The following is a 15,622-nucleotide window of genomic DNA, read 5'->3' on the forward strand; positions in this document are numbered from 1 at the left end:
TTTCTTGTGACGGGAGGAAGATGATGGAGTCTGGGACAAATACGCAGCAGAAGCTCATGAGGATCCTGGTAGCCCTGCTGGGAGTTGCGCTTCTTTGCCTGCTGTTCAGCGACGTCGCGCTGGCCGAGGACGCTGGGCCGCCGGCCTGCGGCGGCAAGATCCTCGAGAAGTGCACGCCGAACTCCGGCGACACGGCGTGGATGCTGACCTCGGTTGCGCTCGTCCTGATGATGACGGTCCCTGGTCTCGGGCTGTTCTATGGCGGCATGGTGCGCAAGAAGAATGTCGGCGATACCGTGATGACCAGCTTCGCCGTCACCTGCCTGGTCACGATCCTGTTTGCCGTCCTCACCTACAGCCTGGCGTTCCGTGCCGGCACGCCGTTTATCGGCGGTCTCGATCGCATGTTCCTGAAGGACATTCTGAGCGACATCGGCAAGGGGGGCATCGGCAATCCCAATCCGCTCGCCGCCACCATCCCTGAGTCTGTCTACATCTGCTTCCAGATGACATTCGCCATCATCACGCCGGCGTTGATTGCGGGCGCGTTTGCCGAGCGGATGAAATTCTCGGCCATGCTCTGGTTCATCGGCCTTTGGGCCATCTTGGTCTACGCGCCGATCGCGCACTGGGTCTGGGGACCCGACGGGATCTTCTCGGCGGGCAACGACGCCGCCTATGTCAAAGTTCTCGATTTCGCCGGCGGCACCGTGGTGCACATCAATGCCGGCGTGGCCGGACTGATGTGCGCGATCATGCTTGGCAAGCGCGTCGAGACGGGACCGGCGCACAATATGGTGCTGACCTTCATCGGCGCCTCGCTGCTGTGGGTCGGCTGGTTCGGCTTCAACGCCGGCTCCGCCGTCACGGCCGGAATGCAGGCTGGCATGGCCATGCTGGTGACCCAGATCGCCACGGCGGTGGCGGGCTTCACCTGGATGCTGGTGGAATGGGCATTGAAGGGCAAGCCCACCGTCGTCGGCATCTGCTCGGGTGCGGTCGCGGGCCTGGTCGCGATCACGCCGGCCTCCGGTTTCGTCGGGCCGGTCGGCGCTTTCGCCATCGGCATCGCCGCCGGCGTCTGCTGCTACTGGGGATGCACCGGGCTGAAGCGGATGTTCAGTTACGATGACGCGCTGGACTGCTTTGGCGTCCATGCGCTCGGAGGCATCGTCGGGGCGCTGCTGACCGGCGTGTTCGCGGTCGAGCAGTATGGTGGAACAGCCGGCGTTCTGGAGGGAAATACCGGGCAGTTCCTCAATCAGTGTATCGGCGTCGCGACGGTTTTCGTGTATGATGCCGTGGTGAGCTTGATCATCCTGTATGTGATCAATCTCTTCGTTGGCCTCCGCGTGACGAAGGACATCGAACGCGAAGGTCTCGACCTCGCGCTGCACGGCGAGGTCGTGCAGTAGGAACGGGGCAGTCTTCGGTGGGATCGGCAGTCGCTGCCGGCCCACCGGCCAAACCTGTTCGAGGTGCCCTATGAACTGGTTCTACTGGAACACGGCGTGGTCGCTGTTCTTCAGCCTGGTTTGGTTCATGACCATCACACACAATCCGGATGCCGACATCGCGGATGCGCATCTGCCGGATGAGGCATTCAAGGGCTAGCTCCGGTAGTAGCGCCACATCCGGAGGAACGTCCGATGGATCTCCTCGGGTGTTCGATCGAACGGCTCCAGATTGACGCGCACCACGCCGCGATGGTCCATGCGCCAGGGTAAGCGCATCAGCAGCCGATAGGCCGGCCGCTTGCGCCAATCGGCCACCAGCGCGCTGCCGAGTGGCCCATCGAGTGCGATCTGCAATTCGTGGACGGTCATCGCGCGCTCGGCGATCTCGACGAGATCGATCCGCGTGATCGCGCGCCAGCGGATCAGCCCGAAGGCCTGGATGAAGATGCCGTACTGGTTGGCCCCGATGGTCGGACGCCCGGCCTCCAGCAGCGGGATGTTGTAGTAGGTGAAGCTGGCGGCAGCCGCCGCCAGCGCCAGCCAGTAGATCGCGCCCGTGATCCACGTCGCGGTCAGGAACACCGCGGCGAGGGCGGCCGTCACATAGACCGGAAAGTAGATGTCCTCGCGGCCATAGGCGACCGAGTAACCGCCAACATTGCCTTCGTCCAGGGCTGCAACCATGCGGACCCTTCGCCCGGGCGCTGTCCGGGACGCTTCAGGGGATGACGCCTGGCTACAAAGCAAAAACGGGGCCCAAAGGGCCCCGCTTGAAGGTCGGAAGCAGGCGATCTTACTTGATCTTGGCTTCCTTGAACTCGACATGCTTGCGCGCGACCGGGTCGTACTTCTTCTTGACCAGCTTGTCGGTCATGGTGCGCGAATTCTTCTTGGCGACGTAATAGAAGCCGGTGTCGGCCGTCGACACGAGCTTGACCTTGATGGTGACCGCTTTGGCCATGTGCAAATCCTCGAAAATGAAGGGGTATCGGGAGCCGGCCAAATCGGCCCGCGTTTGGCCCGGAAACTAGCCACAAACCGCTCAAAGTCAAGGATTTCCGGGCCGAAATCGTCCCGATTCCGGCCAATTAGCCCTCGAAGAACTGGTTTTTGGGGCGCGGCAGGCCGAGATTTTCGCGCAATGTCCGCCCCTCATACTCGTTGCGGAAGATTCCCCGCTTCTGAAGTTCCGGCACCACCCGGTCGACGAACTCGAACAGGCCCTGCGGCAGATAGGGGAACATGATGTTGAAGCCGTCGCTGCCGCGACCGGTCAGCCATTCCTCCATCTGGTCGGCGATGGTCTGCGGTGTGCCGACGAACGCGAGCCCGCCATAGCCGCCGACGCGCTGCGCGAGCTGACGCACGGTGAGCTTGTCGCGCGCCGCGACCTCGACCAGGCGCTGCCGGCCGCTCTTGCTGGCATTGGTCTCGGGGATCGGTGGCAATTGGCCGTCGGGATCGAAGCCGGATGCATCGGTGCCGAGGATCACCGAGAGCGAGGCGATCGCGCTGTCGTAATGCACGCGGCTGTCGAGCAGTGCGCGCTTCTCCTTGGCTTCCTCGACGCTGTCGCCGACCACCACGAAGGCGCCGGGCAGGATCTTCAGATGCTCGGGATCGCGGCCGATCTTCTCCATGCGGCCCTTGATGTCGGCATAGAGCTTTTGTCCGTCGGCAAGGCTGCCGCCGCCGGTGAACACGGCCTCCGCAGTCTCGGCCGCAAGCTGCCTGCCATCGTCGGAAGCGCCGGCCTGCACGATCACGGGCCAGCCCTGGACGGGGCGGGCGATGTTCAGCGGGCCGCGCACCGAGAGATATTTGCCCTTGTGGTTGAGCACATGCATCTTGTCGGGATCGACGAACAGGCCGGACTCGACATCGCGCACGAACGCGTCATCGGCGAACGAGTCCCAGAGGCCGGTGACGACGTCGTAGAATTCGCGGGCGCGCTTGTAGCGTTCGGCATGCTCCATGTGATCGTCGAGCCCGAAATTCAGCGCCGCGTCCGGATTGGACGTGGTGACGATATTCCACCCCGCGCGGCCGCCCGAGATGTGGTCGAGCGAGGCGAAGCGGCGGGCGACATGGTAGGGCTCGTCGAAGGTGGTCGAGCCGGTTGCGACCAGGCCGATATTCTCTGTCACAGCCGCCAGTGCCGAGAGCAGCGTGAACGGCTCGAACGAGGTCACGGTGTGGCTGCGCTTCAGCGCATTGATCGGCATGTTGAGCACGGCCAGATGGTCGGCCATGAAGAAGGCGTCGAACTTGCCGGCCTCGAGCTTCCGGATCAGCGTCTTGATGTGGTCGAAGTTGAAATTGGCGTCGGGCCAGGCCCCGGGATAGCGCCAGGCGCCGGTGTGGATGCTGATCGGCCGCATGAACGCGCCGAGCTTGAGTTGACGCTTCGCCATTGCCCCGTTCCGTCCTTGATGTCGTTAGCGGAACAGATAGGGAGGCGGCATCCGGCGCGCCATCCGGAAGATTATTTTGTTTTTGGGCACTTCCTCAATGCCGTCATTCCGGGGCGGCGCGAAGCGACGAACCCGGAATCCATTCCTCCACCATTCATGCGGCTTGATGGATTCCGGGCTCGCGCCAAGAGGCGTGCCCTCAGGTGCGCAATTGCGCACCGGGGAATGACAGGGTGATGGTGGGTGCGCTCGTTACGCCCCCAGCACGTCCTTTTGCATCTTGCCGCCATAGAAATGGAAGAACGGCACCGGCGCGTCATGGCGGAGCGGGCCGGTGGCAAGACGGCGGTCGAGCTCGGCGAGCACGTTCTTGGTCATGGCATGCGCGTCGGCGAGCGGCTCGGAGCCGATCTCGACCCAGACGAGCTCGACCAGTTCGGCATCGGCATGCACCACGCCTTCGACGCGATGCGCGATGGTCGAGGCATCGGCGGTGAAGAAGCGGGTGTCGAAGCGGCGGACGCGGCCAGGCGGGGTGATCGCGCGTGCGATCAGGAACAGGCCCGACGGATCGGGCAGCAGGCCCGCGTCGGCGAACGGCGCCCACGGACCGTCGAGCTTGGTCTTCTTCTCGACCTTGCGGCCGAGGCAGAGCCCGGTCTCTTCACAGGCTTCGCGGATCGCGGCATTGGCGAGGGCGCGCGCGCGGCCGGACGTGATCTTCGGGCTGCCCTTCAACAGATTGGCTTCGAGCTCCGGCGTGATCGGCGCTGCGACCGGCACGCGGTTGTCGGCCTTGTCGACGCGGCCGCCGGGGAAGACGAATTTGCCCGGCATGAACACCACCTTGTCGTGACGCTTGCCGACCAGCACCTTCGGCTTGGCGCCGGAACGGTCGATCAGGATCAGCGTCGCGGCGTCCTTCGGCCGGAAATACGCATGATGATCGGCTTCCTTATCGCCCTGGTGGACGACGGCGGCGGGGGCGGCGGCTTCAGTCATTTCATCCCTTTCATTTCTTCTTGGCGTCCGGTTTAGCTAGACCGGCGGGATGTCGCTAGGGGGATTCTCGTCAAAGCCATGCATGCGCAGGGCCCATTGCAATCCGATCACGGCTCCCTTCACCGGCTGCAACAGCGCCAGCGATGCGAACAGCGTGAACGGCAGGTAGATCGCAAGTTGCAGCCACACCGGTGGCGAATAGTTGGTTTCGATCCACAGCGCGGTCGGTACCACGATATGACCGACGATGACGATGACGAGATAGGCGGGCAGATCGTCAGCGCGATGTGGCGAAAAATCGAGGTCGCAGACCGGGCAATGTCCGTCGCACTTGAGAAACTTGCGGAACAATCTGCCTTTTCCGCAGCGCGGACAACGGCCGCGGAAACCGCGCTTCATCGCACTCCACACGTCGCGCTTCTCGGGGGCGACGGCGTCGCGAGTCCAGACCACTGTCGGGGGTGTCACGTCCACGACTTCACGTCCATGACTTGCCTCGCTTCGATTTGCCGGACTTCGGCTTTGCCGGCTTGCGGTCCTTCTTGCTGCGCGCCTTACGTTCCTTGTGCGCCTTCTTGCCGGATCCCTTGCCTGGCCTCTTGTTAAATCCCGCGGCGCGGCGCTCACCTCTGATGCTGTCGTGTTTTCTGCCGCGCGGAATTGTCTGTCCTTCGGACAACAGCTCGAACCGCAACGCGCCGGCGATCGGCGCGGCTTCGACCAGGCGGACGTCGACGACGTCGCCAAGCCGGTACATGGTGCCGCTACGCGAGCCGATCAGCGCGTGACGGGTTTCGTCGTAGTTGAAATACTCGCTGCCGATGTTGCGGATCGGGATCAGGCCGTCGGCGCCGGTGTCGTCGAGCTTCACGAACAGGCCCGATCGCGTCACGCCGGAAATCCGGCCCTGGAACGAGGCGCCGACGCGATCGGCTAGGAAATGTGCGATCAGCCGGTCGGTGGTCTCGCGCTCTGCCTTCATCGCACGGCGCTCGGTGACGGAAATCTGCGCGGCTATCTCGGCGAGTGTCTCCACGGTCTCGTCGGTCGGCAAGGCGCCTTCGCCGAGGCCGAGCGCGCGGATCAGCGCGCGATGCACGATCAGGTCGGCATAGCGGCGGATCGGCGAGGTGAAGTGCGCGTAGCGGCGCAGGTTCAAGCCGAAATGACCGTAGTTCTCGGCAGAGTATTCGGCCTGCGCCTGCGAGCGCAGCACGACTTCATTGACCAGCGGTTCGTAATCCTCGCCCGCGACCTGCGCGAGCACGCGGTTGAACTGCGCGGGCCGCAGCGCGCCCTGCTTGGTGAAAGGCAGGTCGAGCGTCTTCAGGAATTCCTGGAGATTGTGCACCTTCTCCTGGCTCGGCTCGTCATGCACGCGGTAGATCAGCGGAAGCGCCTTCTTCTCCAGCATCTCCGCCGCGGCGACGTTGGCGAGGATCATGAACTCCTCGATCAGACGGTGCGCATCGAGCCGCTGCGGCACGATCACCCGATCGACGGTGCCGTCGGGTTTGAGCAGGATCTTGCGCTCGGGCAGATCGAGATCGAGCGGATCGCGCTCGTTGCGCGCAAGCTTGACCAGCTCATAGGCCGCCCACAGCGGCTTCAGGATCGGATCGAGCAGGGGGCCCGTGGTGTCGTCGGGCCTGCCGTCGACCGCTGCCTGCGCCTGCGCATAGGCAAGCTTTGCCGCCGAGCGCATCAGCACGCGATGGAAGCTGTGCGAGCGCTTGCGGCCGTCGGCGCTGATCACCATCCGCACCGCGAGCGCGCCGCGCGGCTCGCCCGGCACCAGCGAGCAGAGATTGTTGGAGATGCGCTCCGGCAGCATTGGCACGACGCGATCGGGGAAATACACCGAATTGCCGCGCTGGAGTGCGTCGCGGTCGAGCGCCGAGCCGGGCCGCACATAGAATGCGACGTCGGCGATCGCGACATGGACGATGAAGCCGCCCTTGTTGTCGGGATCGGTGTCGACCTCCGCATGCACGGCGTCGTCGTGATCCTTGGCATCGGGCGGATCGATGGTGACCAGCGGGACGTCGCGCCAATCCTCGCGGCCCTGCAAGGTCGCAGGTTTTGCCTCTTCGGCCTCGCGGAGCGCAGCTGACGAGAACACCTGCGGAATGTCGTGGGTGTTGATCGCGATCAGGCTGATCGCCTTCTCGCTCGCAATCGAGCCGAGCCGCTCCTTGACCCGGGCTGAGGCGAGGCCATAGGCGCGGGTGCGCACCAGATCGACGCTGATGAGGTCGCCGTCGACCGCGCCGTCGCTGTCGGCCGCCGCGATGTTGAGCTCGCGGCCCGCCTGCTTCTTGTCGACCGGGATCAGCCGCCCGCTACCGTCGGGATTGCGGCGGAAGATGCCGAGGATGCGGGCGCGGCCGCGATCGATCACCTTGATGATGCGGCCGCGATAGGGCGTGCCGTCCTGCTCGTCGGTCACCTCGACCCGGAGCAGCGCGCGGTCGCCGACGCCGGCGGCGGTGCCGGGCTTTGGCCGCCGCGGCATCTCGATGCGGATTTTCGGCGCGGAGCCGTTCTCGTCGGTGTCCCACTCGGCGGGCGTGGCGATCAGTTCGCCATCGCTGTCACGGCCGGTGATGTCGGCGAGCACGGTCGGCGGCAGCGCGGCCGGCTCGTGGATCTTGCGGCCGCGCTTGGCGACCGTGCCGTCGTCGGCGAGTTCGCGCAGCAGCCGCTTCAGCGCGATGCGGTCGTCGTTCTTGAGGCCGAACTCGCGCGCGATCTCGCGGGTGCCGACCTTGCCTGGATTGGCGCGGATGAAGGCGACGATGGCGTCCCGGCCCGGAAAGCCATGGTCGGGTTTTCTTTTCACTTATCCTCGTGCCTTGCCGGCGCTCTTCTTCGCGGGCGCTTTCGCTGATGCCGATGACTTTGCAGGCGACGTCTTGGCACCGGAGGCGACCGGCGCGCGCGCCTTGCTGGTCGCATCCGTTTTCGGCTTCGCCGCGGCCTTTTTCGACGCAGCCTTCTTGGCAGGCTTGGCCTCGGCGTCGCCGTCGGTTTCTTCTGCCGCGTTTTCAGATTTGGCTTTTTTGGCCTTGGCAGGCTTTTCTGCCTTCGCCTTCTTGACCTTCTTGCCGCCGCCCTTGGCCGCGCGTTCGTCGATCAGCGCGATGGCCTCGGCGAGCGTGACCTCGTCGGGCGTGCGGTCGCTCGGGATCGTGGCGTTGACGCCACCGGCGGCGACATAGGCGCCGTAGCGGCCGTTCTTGAGCGCCACCGCACCGAGCGTCGGGTGATCGCCGAGCGGCTTGCCCGGATCGGCGCCGAAGCGGCGGCCACTCGGGCCCTTGGCGATCTTCTCCGCGATCAGCGTCACCGCGCGGTTCAAGCCGATATCGAACACCTCGTCGCCGGCCTCGAGGCTGGCATAGGTCTTCTCGTGCTTGACGAACGGCCCGAACCGGCCGAGGCCGGCGGTGATCGGCTCTCCGGTCTCGGGATGCTTGCCGATCTCGCGCGGCAGCGACAGCAGCTTCAGTGCCAGTTCGAGATCGACATCGGCGGGCGAGGTGCCTTTCGGAATCCCTGCGCGCTTCGGCTTCTCGCCTTCGGCATAATCCTTCTGCTCGCCGAGCTGGATGTAGGGGCCGAAGCGGCCGGCCTTCACCGTGACGTCGAAGCCGGTGTCGGGATCGGTGCCGAGCACGCGGTCGGCGCTCTCGGCGCTGTCGGCCGCCAGTGGCCGGGTGTAGCGGCATTCCGGATAGTTCGAGCAGCCGACGAAGGCGCCGAACTTGCCGGCCTTCAGGTTGAGCCGGCCGGTGCCGCAGGTCGGGCACTGCCGGACGTCGCCGCCGTCCGCGCGCGGCGGATAGATGTGCGGGCCGAGCATCTCGTCGAGCGCGTCGAGCACCTCGGCGACCCTGAGGTCCTTGATGTCGTTGACCGCGCCGATGAAGCCGCGCCAGAAATCCTGCAGCACCTGCTGCCAGGCGATCTCGTTGTTGGAGATGCGGTCGAGCTGCTCTTCGAGGTCGGCGGTGAAATCGTATTCGACGTAGCGCGAGAAGAAGTTCTCGAGGAACGCGACCACGACGCGGCCCTTGTCCTCGCCGTGCAGCCGCTTCTTCTCCAGCTTGACGTAGCCGCGGTCCTTCAGCACCTGAAGGATGGAAGCGTAGGTCGAGGGACGGCCGATGCCGAGCTCTTCCATCCGCTTGACCAAGGACGCTTCCGAGAAGCGCGGCGGCGGCTCGGTGAAATGCTGGGTGACGGCGAGGCTCTGGCGCTTCACCGCCTCGCCCGCGCTCATCGCGGGCAGGCGGCGCGAATCCTCGTCCTCCTCGTCGTCGCGGCTTTCCTGGTACAGCGCGAGGAAGCCGTCGAACTTGATGACCTGGCCGGAGGCGCGCAGCTCCAGCACGCGAGCGCCGGCTTTGGCCTCGATATCGACGGTGGTGCGTTCGAGCTCGGCCGATTCCATCTGGCTCGCAATGGTGCGCTTCCAGATCAGTTCATAGAGTCTGGCCTGATCGGCATCGAGCCGGCGGCCGATCGAGGCCGGACGGCGCGACAGATCGGTCGGGCGGATCGCTTCGTGCGCTTCCTGGGCGTTCTTGGCCTTGGCCTGATACTGACGTGGGCTGTCTGGCACATAGGCGTTGCCGTAATCCTCGCCGATCACCTTGCGCGCCTGGGTGATCGCTTCCGGCGCGATCTGCACGCCGTCGGTTCGCATATAGGTGATGAGGCCGGTGGTCTCGCCGCCGATGTCGATGCCTTCATAGAGCCGCTGCGCGATGCGCATGGTGTGGGCCGGCGCGAAGCCGAGCTTGCGGCTGGCTTCCTGCTGCAAGGTCGAGGTGGTGAAGGGCGCCTGCGGATTGCGCCGGGCCGGCTTCGCCTCGACGGTCCCCACCTTGAACAGCGCGGCCTCGATCGCCTTCCTGAAGTCTTCGGCTTCCGCGCCGGAGCCGATGTCGAGCCGCGCGATCTTCTTGCCGTCGGCGCCGACCAGGCGCGCCTCGAAGGCTTCGCCGCGCGGCGTCAGCAGGGTTGCGACCAGCGACCAGTATTCCCGCGGCACGAACTTCTCGATTTCGAGCTCGCGGTCGCACACCAGCCGCAGCGCGACCGACTGCACGCGGCCGGCGGAGCGGGCGCCGGGCAGCTTGCGCCACAGCACCGGGGAGAGGGTGAAGCCGACCAGATAGTCCAGTGCGCGGCGCGCCATATAGGCGTCGACCAGCGCGCCGTCGATCTGACGCGGTGCCTTCATGGCCTCGGAGACGGCTTGCTTGGTGATGGCGTTGAACACCACGCGCTCGACCTTCTGGTCCTTCAGCGCGCGCTTCTCCTTCATCACCTCCAGCACGTGCCAGGAGATCGCTTCGCCCTCGCGATCAGGGTCGGTTGCGAGGATCAGGCGGTCGGCACCCTTGAGCGCCTTGGCGATGTCGTTGAGCCGGCCCGCGGCCTTGGCATCAACCTCCCAGATCATCTGGAAATTGGCATCCGGATCGACCGAACCGTTCTTGGCCGGGAGGTCGCGGACATGGCCGAACGACGCCAGGACCTCGTAGGAGGACCCCAGATATTTGTTGATCGTCTTGGCCTTGGCCGGCGACTCCACAATGACGATATTCATGTCATTCCAATAGCTTACGGGAAAACCTGAAGGCGGGTTCCGCTAGACTCGCGGCCCGCCGTGTCGGGGCGAACATGGGTGCTGGGGCGGTCGCTGTCAAATCGCCAGATATTGAAGGGAGGGCTGAAGCTGTGGAGTTCCTATCCCGAGGGTTGAAAAATACGTCCTAGAGTTGCGGCCGGAAACGGCGTATCTCTCCTTATATAGAGGGTGGGAATCGGAATAGGCCTTTTGAGCAGCACAGGGGGCGGCCGGAAGCGCGAGACGGCCGGCCGGCGGCGACCGGCGGACGACGCGACAACCGGGGACGGCGACCCGGATGACGCCCTGATCCTGATCGGCGCCGCGGCGACCGAACTCGCCAAGCTTGCCCAGCGCCACAAATTCGAAGTCCTCGACCGCCTGTTCGCGATGGCCCGGCTGGAAGCCGACGAGCAGTTGCGCGCCCGTAGCCGGCGGAAGCTGTCGTGAGGGATGAGAGAGCCCGGGGCTTTGGCGCAGGGTTCCCTCCATTCGCCGTCCTGGCGAAGGCCAGGACCCATAGCCACCGCATTCGGTGCTGAGCGGGATCGCGGCGCTTTCACCCCCGTCATTCCGGGCTCGACGCTGCGCGTCGCCCTGGAATGACGAAAGGATAGCCGCCCTACGACATCGCGTGCCGCGCCGTCTTCCGCGCAGGCCGCGGCTTCAGCGTCGTGTCGGCGGCACCCAGCACGCGACCGTCCTGCGAATAGAGCGTGAGCTTCTTCACCGGCTTGCCCCTGGCGCGGTCGACCAGCACGGTCGCGATCTCGTCCGGGTGCCCGTCGAACTCCTCGCTCCATTGGCGCAACGCGACGAGGATGGGAAAGATGCCGTGGCCTTTCGGCGTCAGCACATATTCCTGATAGGCGCTGCCGTCGGAGGCGGGGACCGTCCTCAGGATGCCGCGCTCGACCAGCGTGCGCAGCCGGGTAGCCAGGATGTTCTTGGCGAGCCCGAGGCTTGCCTGGAATTCGCCGAAGCGGCGGCGGCCGAGGCTGGCGTCGCGGATGATCAGGAGCGACCACCAGTCGCCGAACACGTCGAGCGCGCGCGCCACCGGACAGGAATCGCCTGCAAGACTGGTTCGCTTCACCGACTATCCTCCGGAATCCGAGCCATCACGGCCTTGTGTGGTTGCAATATTAAACCTGATGCCATAGTTAGGCAACGAAGTTTAATAATGCAACCATGCTGGAGGCGGACATGAGACTGGCGAACAAGACGGCGTTGATCACCGGCGGCAACAGCGGCATCGGACTTGCGACGGCAAAGCTGTTCGTAGCCGAAGGCGCAAGGGTCGTCATTACCGGGCGCAACAAGGAGACGCTCGCGGCGGCGGCCAGTGAACTCGGGCCGAATGCGCTCGCTGTGGTGGCCGATGCCACCGATGTCGCGGCGCTGGAGGCCGCGGTGAAGCAGGGCGCGGAAAAGTTCGGCAGATACGACGTGCTGTTCGCCAATGCCGGCATTCCCGGCCAGACACCGGTCGGCGGCACGACGCTGGCGGCATTCGAGAACGTGATCCGCACCAATCTCACCGGCGTGTTCTTCACCGTGCAGGCGGTCGCGCCCTATCTCAATGACGGCGCGTCGATCATCCTCAACGGCTCGGTGATTTCGGTGCTCGGTAATCCCGGCTACTCGGCCTATGCCGCGAGCAAGGCCGGCGTACGCGCGATGGCGCGCGTGATGGCATCGGAACTGTCGCCGCGCGGGATCCGCGTCAATGTGGTGGCGCCGGGTGCGGTGCGCACGCCGATCTGGGGCGCGGCGATCGCAACCCCCGAAGCCGAGAAGGCCTTCGAGCAGCGCATCGGCAAGACCACGCCGCTCGGCCGCCTCGGTGAACCCGATCATATCTCGAAGACCGTGCTGTTCCTGGCGTCGGACGATGCCGCGCATGTGCAGGGGCAGGAACTGTTCATCGACGGCGGCGCAACGGCATCGCCCGCCGGCGCACCGATCTATCGCGGCTAATTTGTTTCTCAGTGTAAGCATTGGCCGGTGTGAAAGGGATCACACCGGCCGGTTTCCTGCGCGACTATCATCACGCGCATTGAACCTTTGACGAGTTCCCGGGACTCCCGGATAGGGCTGGGATTTTTGACCACGGAATCATTTTGGAGTGCCGTCATGCCCAAGGCAGCTCGCATCGCGACCCCAATCAAGGCCTCATCCACGTCCGAGTCCGAAAACTCTGATATGGCAGAGTTTGTCACCGTCGCGCTGTTTTCCGGCATCGGCCTGTTGATCTCGCTGGTCGCTGTCATTCTCGGCATTCAGGGCGCCTGGTTCTGATCGCTCCACCTGAGCGGCCTGCCGCAAGCAAGCTCCGCATTGTTTCCGATCACGCCTTAGCGGCAGTGATCCTTCGTCGTCGAGAGCGTCTTGAGCGCCGACAAGGTCTGCCGCAGCCCACGATCGAGGCGCTTGTCGCGGCGGATCACGACCGCGAGCCGGCGATAGAGTTTTGGTGACAGCGAGCGGACGATCAGGTCGCGCGGCCTGGCCTCGGCAGGCACCGCCATGCCGGGCAGGATAGCGCAGCCAAGGCCGGCGCGCACCATCTCCTTGATCGCCTCGACGCTGCCGAGCGACATCAATGGCTTCAGCGAGACGCCGCCACGCGCCAGCCACTCGTCCGCGGTGCGCCGCGTGTTGCCGCCGGGCTCGAATAGCAGAACCGGCCTCGTCGCCAGCACCTCCGGGGTGATGCGGGCCGGCAGCTTCATGTCGCGCGGCGCGATCAGCACGAACTCGTCGTTCATCACAGGGGTGACCTCGAAGCTGCGGCCCGACACCGGCAGCGTGACCAGCGCGATGTCGATCGTATTGTCCTCGACGGCGCGCGCGATCTCCGCGGTATTCCCGGTCGTGACGGTGATCTCGAGCGAGGGCAACGCTGCACGCAACTCCCTCAGGATCGGCGGCAGCAGGAAGATGCAGGCGGTCGCCCCGGTGCCGAGCCGCACGCGGCCTGCCGTTCCCGTGGTCTGCTGCGCGACGGCATCGACCGCCGCCATCACCGCCGCGTTGATCTGTTGCGCGTGCGAGAGCAGGGCGACTCCGGCGGCGGTCGGCCTGGCCTTGCGTCCAACCCGCTCGATCAGGGTCGCATTCAGGTTGCGCTCGAGCTGGCGGACTTGCAGGCTCACCGCGGGCTGGGTGAGTTGCAGCCGCTCGGCCGCGGCCGAGAAGCTGCCGCAATCGATCACGACGGCGAAGCTGTCGAGGTAGTCGAGGTTGAGATTCTTCATCAAAGTATCTCTTATGCTATGCATAACCAATCAAAGCTTCACTTATATAACGGCGAAGCGCATGGTTGGGCAATATTGATGGCTGCGGCAGGGAGGCAACATGGCGGCAGGGATCGACGGCGTCGTGGTCCGCGACGCGACGGACGGCGACATGGCCGATGTCCAGGGCATCTACGCCCATCATGTGCTGAACGGGCTGGCGACCTTTGAGGAAGTGCCGCCGGCGGTGGACGAGATGCGCGGTCGCCGGAGCGCCGTGCTTGCGGCGGGCCTGCCGTATCTCGTCGCCGAACTCGAAGGCCGCGTGGTCGGCTACGCATATGCGACATCGTATCGGCCGCGGCCGGCCTATCGACACACCATCGAAGACTCGGTCTACGTGACCGATGGGCTGCATGGCCGCGGCATTGGCGTGGCGCTGCTTGAGGCCCTGATCGCGCGCACCGAGGCCGGGCCGTGGCGGCAAATGATTGCCGTGATCGGCAACAGTGGCAATGCCGGATCGATCGCGCTGCACCGGCGCATGGGCTTCGAGATGGTCGGAACGCTGAGGTCGGTCGGCTTCAAGCTCGGGCAGTGGGTCGACACCGTGCTGATGCAGCGATCGCTAGGACCGGGTGCCTCCAGACTTCCCGCGGAGAGGGACCAGTCGCGGTGATCGCCCGCCGCGTCGTCGTCGCCCTCGGGCTTGCGCAGCTGATCTCGTGGGGCGCGACCTACTATCTGATCGGCGGCTTCGGCGAGCAGATCGCGGCGGATCTCGGCTGGAGCCGCGACATCGTCTACGGCGGGTTCGCCGCAGCGCTGCTGGTGATGGGCGTGACGTCGCCGCTCGCAGGGCGATGGGTGGATGGCCGCGGCGGCCGCGAGGTCATGGTCGCGGGGGCCGTGATCAACGCGCTCGGTTGCGCCGGTCTCGCGGTCTCACACCAGATCGCTGTCTATTTCGCGTCGTGGATCGTGCTCGGCCTCGGCATGCGGCTGACACTGTATGACGCGGCGTTCGCGGCGCTGGCACGGATTGGCGGTCCGGAGGCGCGCCGGGCGATGTCCGGGATCACCTTGCTCGGTGGCCTGGCCGCGACCGTGTTCTGGCCGCTCGGCCACATGCTGTCGGAACAGTTCGGCTGGCGCATCGCAGTGCTGGCCTATGCCGGCTTCGCGCTGCTGACGATCCCACTGCATCTGCTGATTCCGAATGAGCGGTTCGCCGGCGTGCAGGGTTCCGTATCGGTTGCTCCCAAGCCACCGCTTGCCGTTGGCCGCGAGCGGCTTGCGATGGCGGGTGGGCTCTATGCGGTGATCATGACCGGCGCCAATTTCCTGAATGCAGGCATGTCCGCGCACATGATCGCGGTGCTCTCCGGTCTCGGGCTCACCGTCACGGTGGCGGTGTGGATCGCGACGCTGCGGGGGATTGGGCAGTCGGCAGCGCGTCTCTGCGAGGTGCTGTTCGGCCGGCGGATCGACCCGCTCGCGCTCAATCTGGCCGCCTGCCTGATCATGCCGCTGTCCTTCCTCGCCGGGCTGTTCAGCGGGTCGTCGAACGGAATGGCGATCGCCTTCGCGCTGCTCTACGGCGGCTGCAACGGCATTCTGACCATCACCAGGGGTACGCTGCCGCTGATCCTGTTCGATCATCGCAGCTATGGCACGCTGGTCGGCCGGCTCGTGGTTCCGAGCTTCATCCTGCCGGCAGCGGCGCCGTTGCTCTATGCGGTCGTGATCGACCGATTCGGCGATGCCAGTGCGCTCTATCTCTCCACCGGCCTTGCAGTGACGACGCTTGTCGCGGCAGCCATGCTGAAACTGCTGTTCGGAAGGGCTCCCTGATGCCGGCCCTGCGGG

General features: G+C 65.4%; 16 protein-coding genes. 7 read left to right on the forward strand and 9 right to left on the reverse strand.

What is annotated here, in order from left to right:
- Positions 1-20: 20 nt before the first annotated feature.
- Both B2W55_RS10070 and B2W55_RS10075 read left to right on the forward strand, forming a co-directional pair.
- Positions 21-1,415 carry an ammonium transporter gene (locus B2W55_RS10070; protein WP_029879123.1) on the forward strand — a complete coding sequence of 465 codons (1,395 nt, stop codon included), beginning with the start codon at positions 21-23 and terminating at the stop codon, positions 1,413-1,415.
- Between the two features lie 70 nt (positions 1,416-1,485).
- Complete coding sequence (locus B2W55_RS10075) at positions 1,486-1,614, forward strand: hypothetical protein (protein WP_256372063.1); 129 nt, start codon at positions 1,486-1,488, stop codon at positions 1,612-1,614.
- Here the strand turns inward: B2W55_RS10075 and B2W55_RS10080 are convergent.
- From B2W55_RS10080 to topA, 7 genes are all read right to left on the reverse strand, one after another.
- The gene (locus B2W55_RS10080) at positions 1,611-2,141 is read right to left on the reverse strand and encodes a hypothetical protein (protein ID WP_024581363.1); all 531 of its coding nucleotides are present in this window, start codon (positions 2,139-2,141) and stop codon (positions 1,611-1,613) included. The two genes, B2W55_RS10075 and B2W55_RS10080, sit on opposite strands and share 4 nt — an antisense overlap.
- Positions 2,142-2,250: 109 nt before the next feature.
- Positions 2,251-2,418 carry a 50S ribosomal protein L33 gene (rpmG, locus tag B2W55_RS10085; protein WP_018271988.1) on the reverse strand — a complete coding sequence of 56 codons (168 nt, stop codon included), beginning with the start codon at positions 2,416-2,418 and terminating at the stop codon, positions 2,251-2,253.
- A 127-nt stretch (positions 2,419-2,545) separates the two neighbouring features.
- Positions 2,546-3,871 carry an LLM class flavin-dependent oxidoreductase gene (locus B2W55_RS10090; protein ID WP_024581364.1) on the reverse strand — a complete coding sequence of 442 codons (1,326 nt, stop codon included), beginning with the start codon at positions 3,869-3,871 and terminating at the stop codon, positions 2,546-2,548.
- Positions 3,872-4,123: 252 nt separating this feature from the next.
- A complete protein-coding gene (locus B2W55_RS10095) occupies positions 4,124-4,873 on the reverse strand; it encodes an NUDIX hydrolase (protein ID WP_024581365.1) in 750 nt (249 codons plus the stop codon).
- A 36-nt stretch (positions 4,874-4,909) separates the two neighbouring features.
- A complete protein-coding gene (locus tag B2W55_RS10100; RefSeq protein ID WP_024581366.1) occupies positions 4,910-5,347 on the reverse strand; it encodes a DUF983 domain-containing protein in 438 nt (145 codons plus the stop codon).
- Positions 5,348-5,351: 4 nt separating this feature from the next.
- Positions 5,352-7,715, reverse strand: coding sequence for a ribonuclease R (gene rnr / locus B2W55_RS10105; RefSeq protein WP_024581367.1), 2,364 nt, complete (start codon positions 7,713-7,715; stop codon positions 5,352-5,354).
- Positions 7,716-10,493 (reverse strand): type I DNA topoisomerase, encoded by a 2,778-nt coding sequence (gene topA, locus B2W55_RS10110; protein WP_024581368.1) that lies wholly within the window; start codon positions 10,491-10,493, stop codon positions 7,716-7,718.
- 231 nt (positions 10,494-10,724) lie between these two features.
- Between topA and B2W55_RS10115 the strand changes: the two genes are divergently transcribed.
- On the forward strand, positions 10,725-10,964 hold the full coding sequence (locus B2W55_RS10115; RefSeq protein ID WP_024581369.1) for a hypothetical protein: 240 nt from the start codon (positions 10,725-10,727) through the stop codon (positions 10,962-10,964).
- A 172-nt stretch (positions 10,965-11,136) separates the two neighbouring features.
- Here the strand turns inward: B2W55_RS10115 and B2W55_RS10120 are convergent, their stop codons facing one another.
- Positions 11,137-11,610 (reverse strand): winged helix-turn-helix transcriptional regulator, encoded by a 474-nt coding sequence (locus tag B2W55_RS10120; RefSeq protein ID WP_024581370.1) that lies wholly within the window; start codon positions 11,608-11,610, stop codon positions 11,137-11,139.
- 110 nt (positions 11,611-11,720) lie between these two features.
- Here B2W55_RS10120 and B2W55_RS10125 point away from each other — a divergent pair, with 110 nt between their 5' ends.
- Positions 11,721-12,494 (forward strand): glucose 1-dehydrogenase, encoded by a 774-nt coding sequence (locus B2W55_RS10125; protein WP_024581371.1) that lies wholly within the window; start codon positions 11,721-11,723, stop codon positions 12,492-12,494.
- A 156-nt stretch (positions 12,495-12,650) separates the two neighbouring features.
- A complete protein-coding gene (locus B2W55_RS10130) occupies positions 12,651-12,815 on the forward strand; it encodes a hypothetical protein (RefSeq protein WP_168200257.1) in 165 nt (54 codons plus the stop codon).
- A 56-nt stretch (positions 12,816-12,871) separates the two neighbouring features.
- Here B2W55_RS10130 and B2W55_RS10135 read toward each other — a convergent pair whose 3' ends face one another.
- Positions 12,872-13,774, reverse strand: coding sequence for a LysR family transcriptional regulator (locus B2W55_RS10135; RefSeq protein WP_024581372.1), 903 nt, complete (start codon positions 13,772-13,774; stop codon positions 12,872-12,874).
- A gap of 100 nt (positions 13,775-13,874) precedes the next feature.
- On the opposite strand from B2W55_RS10135, the gene B2W55_RS10140 reads away from it, so the two are divergent.
- Entirely contained in the window at positions 13,875-14,432 is a 558-nt protein-coding gene (locus tag B2W55_RS10140; protein WP_024581373.1) for a GNAT family N-acetyltransferase, read from the forward strand.
- Positions 14,429-15,607, forward strand: a complete 1,179-nt coding sequence (locus B2W55_RS10145) for an MFS transporter (protein WP_024581374.1) — start codon at positions 14,429-14,431, stop codon at positions 15,605-15,607. The genes B2W55_RS10140 and B2W55_RS10145 overlap by 4 nt, the downstream gene beginning before the upstream one ends.
- The last annotated feature ends 15 nt before the right edge of the window (positions 15,608-15,622 follow it).

Origin of the sequence: Bradyrhizobium sp. UBA2491, assembly GCF_002341725.1 — a bacterium.
Taxonomy (GTDB): Bacteria; Pseudomonadota; Alphaproteobacteria; order Rhizobiales; family Xanthobacteraceae; genus Bradyrhizobium.

What these genes read in the sequence shown, in the direction of transcription:
- B2W55_RS10070 (WP_029879123.1), top strand. Translation starts at nt 21, where the DNA reads ATGATGGAGTCTGGGACAAATACGCAGCAGAAGCTCATGAGGATCCTG.
- B2W55_RS10075 (WP_256372063.1), top strand. Translation starts at nt 1,486, where the DNA reads ATGAACTGGTTCTACTGGAACACGGCGTGGTCGCTGTTCTTCAGCCTG.
- B2W55_RS10080 (WP_024581363.1), bottom strand. Translation starts at nt 2,141, where the DNA reads ATGGTTGCAGCCCTGGACGAAGGCAATGTTGGCGGTTACTCGGTCGCC.
- rpmG (WP_018271988.1), bottom strand. Translation starts at nt 2,418, where the DNA reads ATGGCCAAAGCGGTCACCATCAAGGTCAAGCTCGTGTCGACGGCCGAC.
- B2W55_RS10090 (WP_024581364.1), bottom strand. Translation starts at nt 3,871, where the DNA reads ATGGCGAAGCGTCAACTCAAGCTCGGCGCGTTCATGCGGCCGATCAGC.
- B2W55_RS10095 (WP_024581365.1), bottom strand. Translation starts at nt 4,873, where the DNA reads ATGACTGAAGCCGCCGCCCCCGCCGCCGTCGTCCACCAGGGCGATAAG.
- topA (WP_024581368.1), bottom strand. Translation starts at nt 10,493, where the DNA reads ATGAATATCGTCATTGTGGAGTCGCCGGCCAAGGCCAAGACGATCAAC.
- B2W55_RS10125 (WP_024581371.1), top strand. Translation starts at nt 11,721, where the DNA reads ATGAGACTGGCGAACAAGACGGCGTTGATCACCGGCGGCAACAGCGGC.
- B2W55_RS10130 (WP_168200257.1), top strand. Translation starts at nt 12,651, where the DNA reads ATGCCCAAGGCAGCTCGCATCGCGACCCCAATCAAGGCCTCATCCACG.
- B2W55_RS10135 (WP_024581372.1), bottom strand. Translation starts at nt 13,774, where the DNA reads ATGAAGAATCTCAACCTCGACTACCTCGACAGCTTCGCCGTCGTGATC.
- B2W55_RS10140 (WP_024581373.1), top strand. Translation starts at nt 13,875, where the DNA reads ATGGCGGCAGGGATCGACGGCGTCGTGGTCCGCGACGCGACGGACGGC.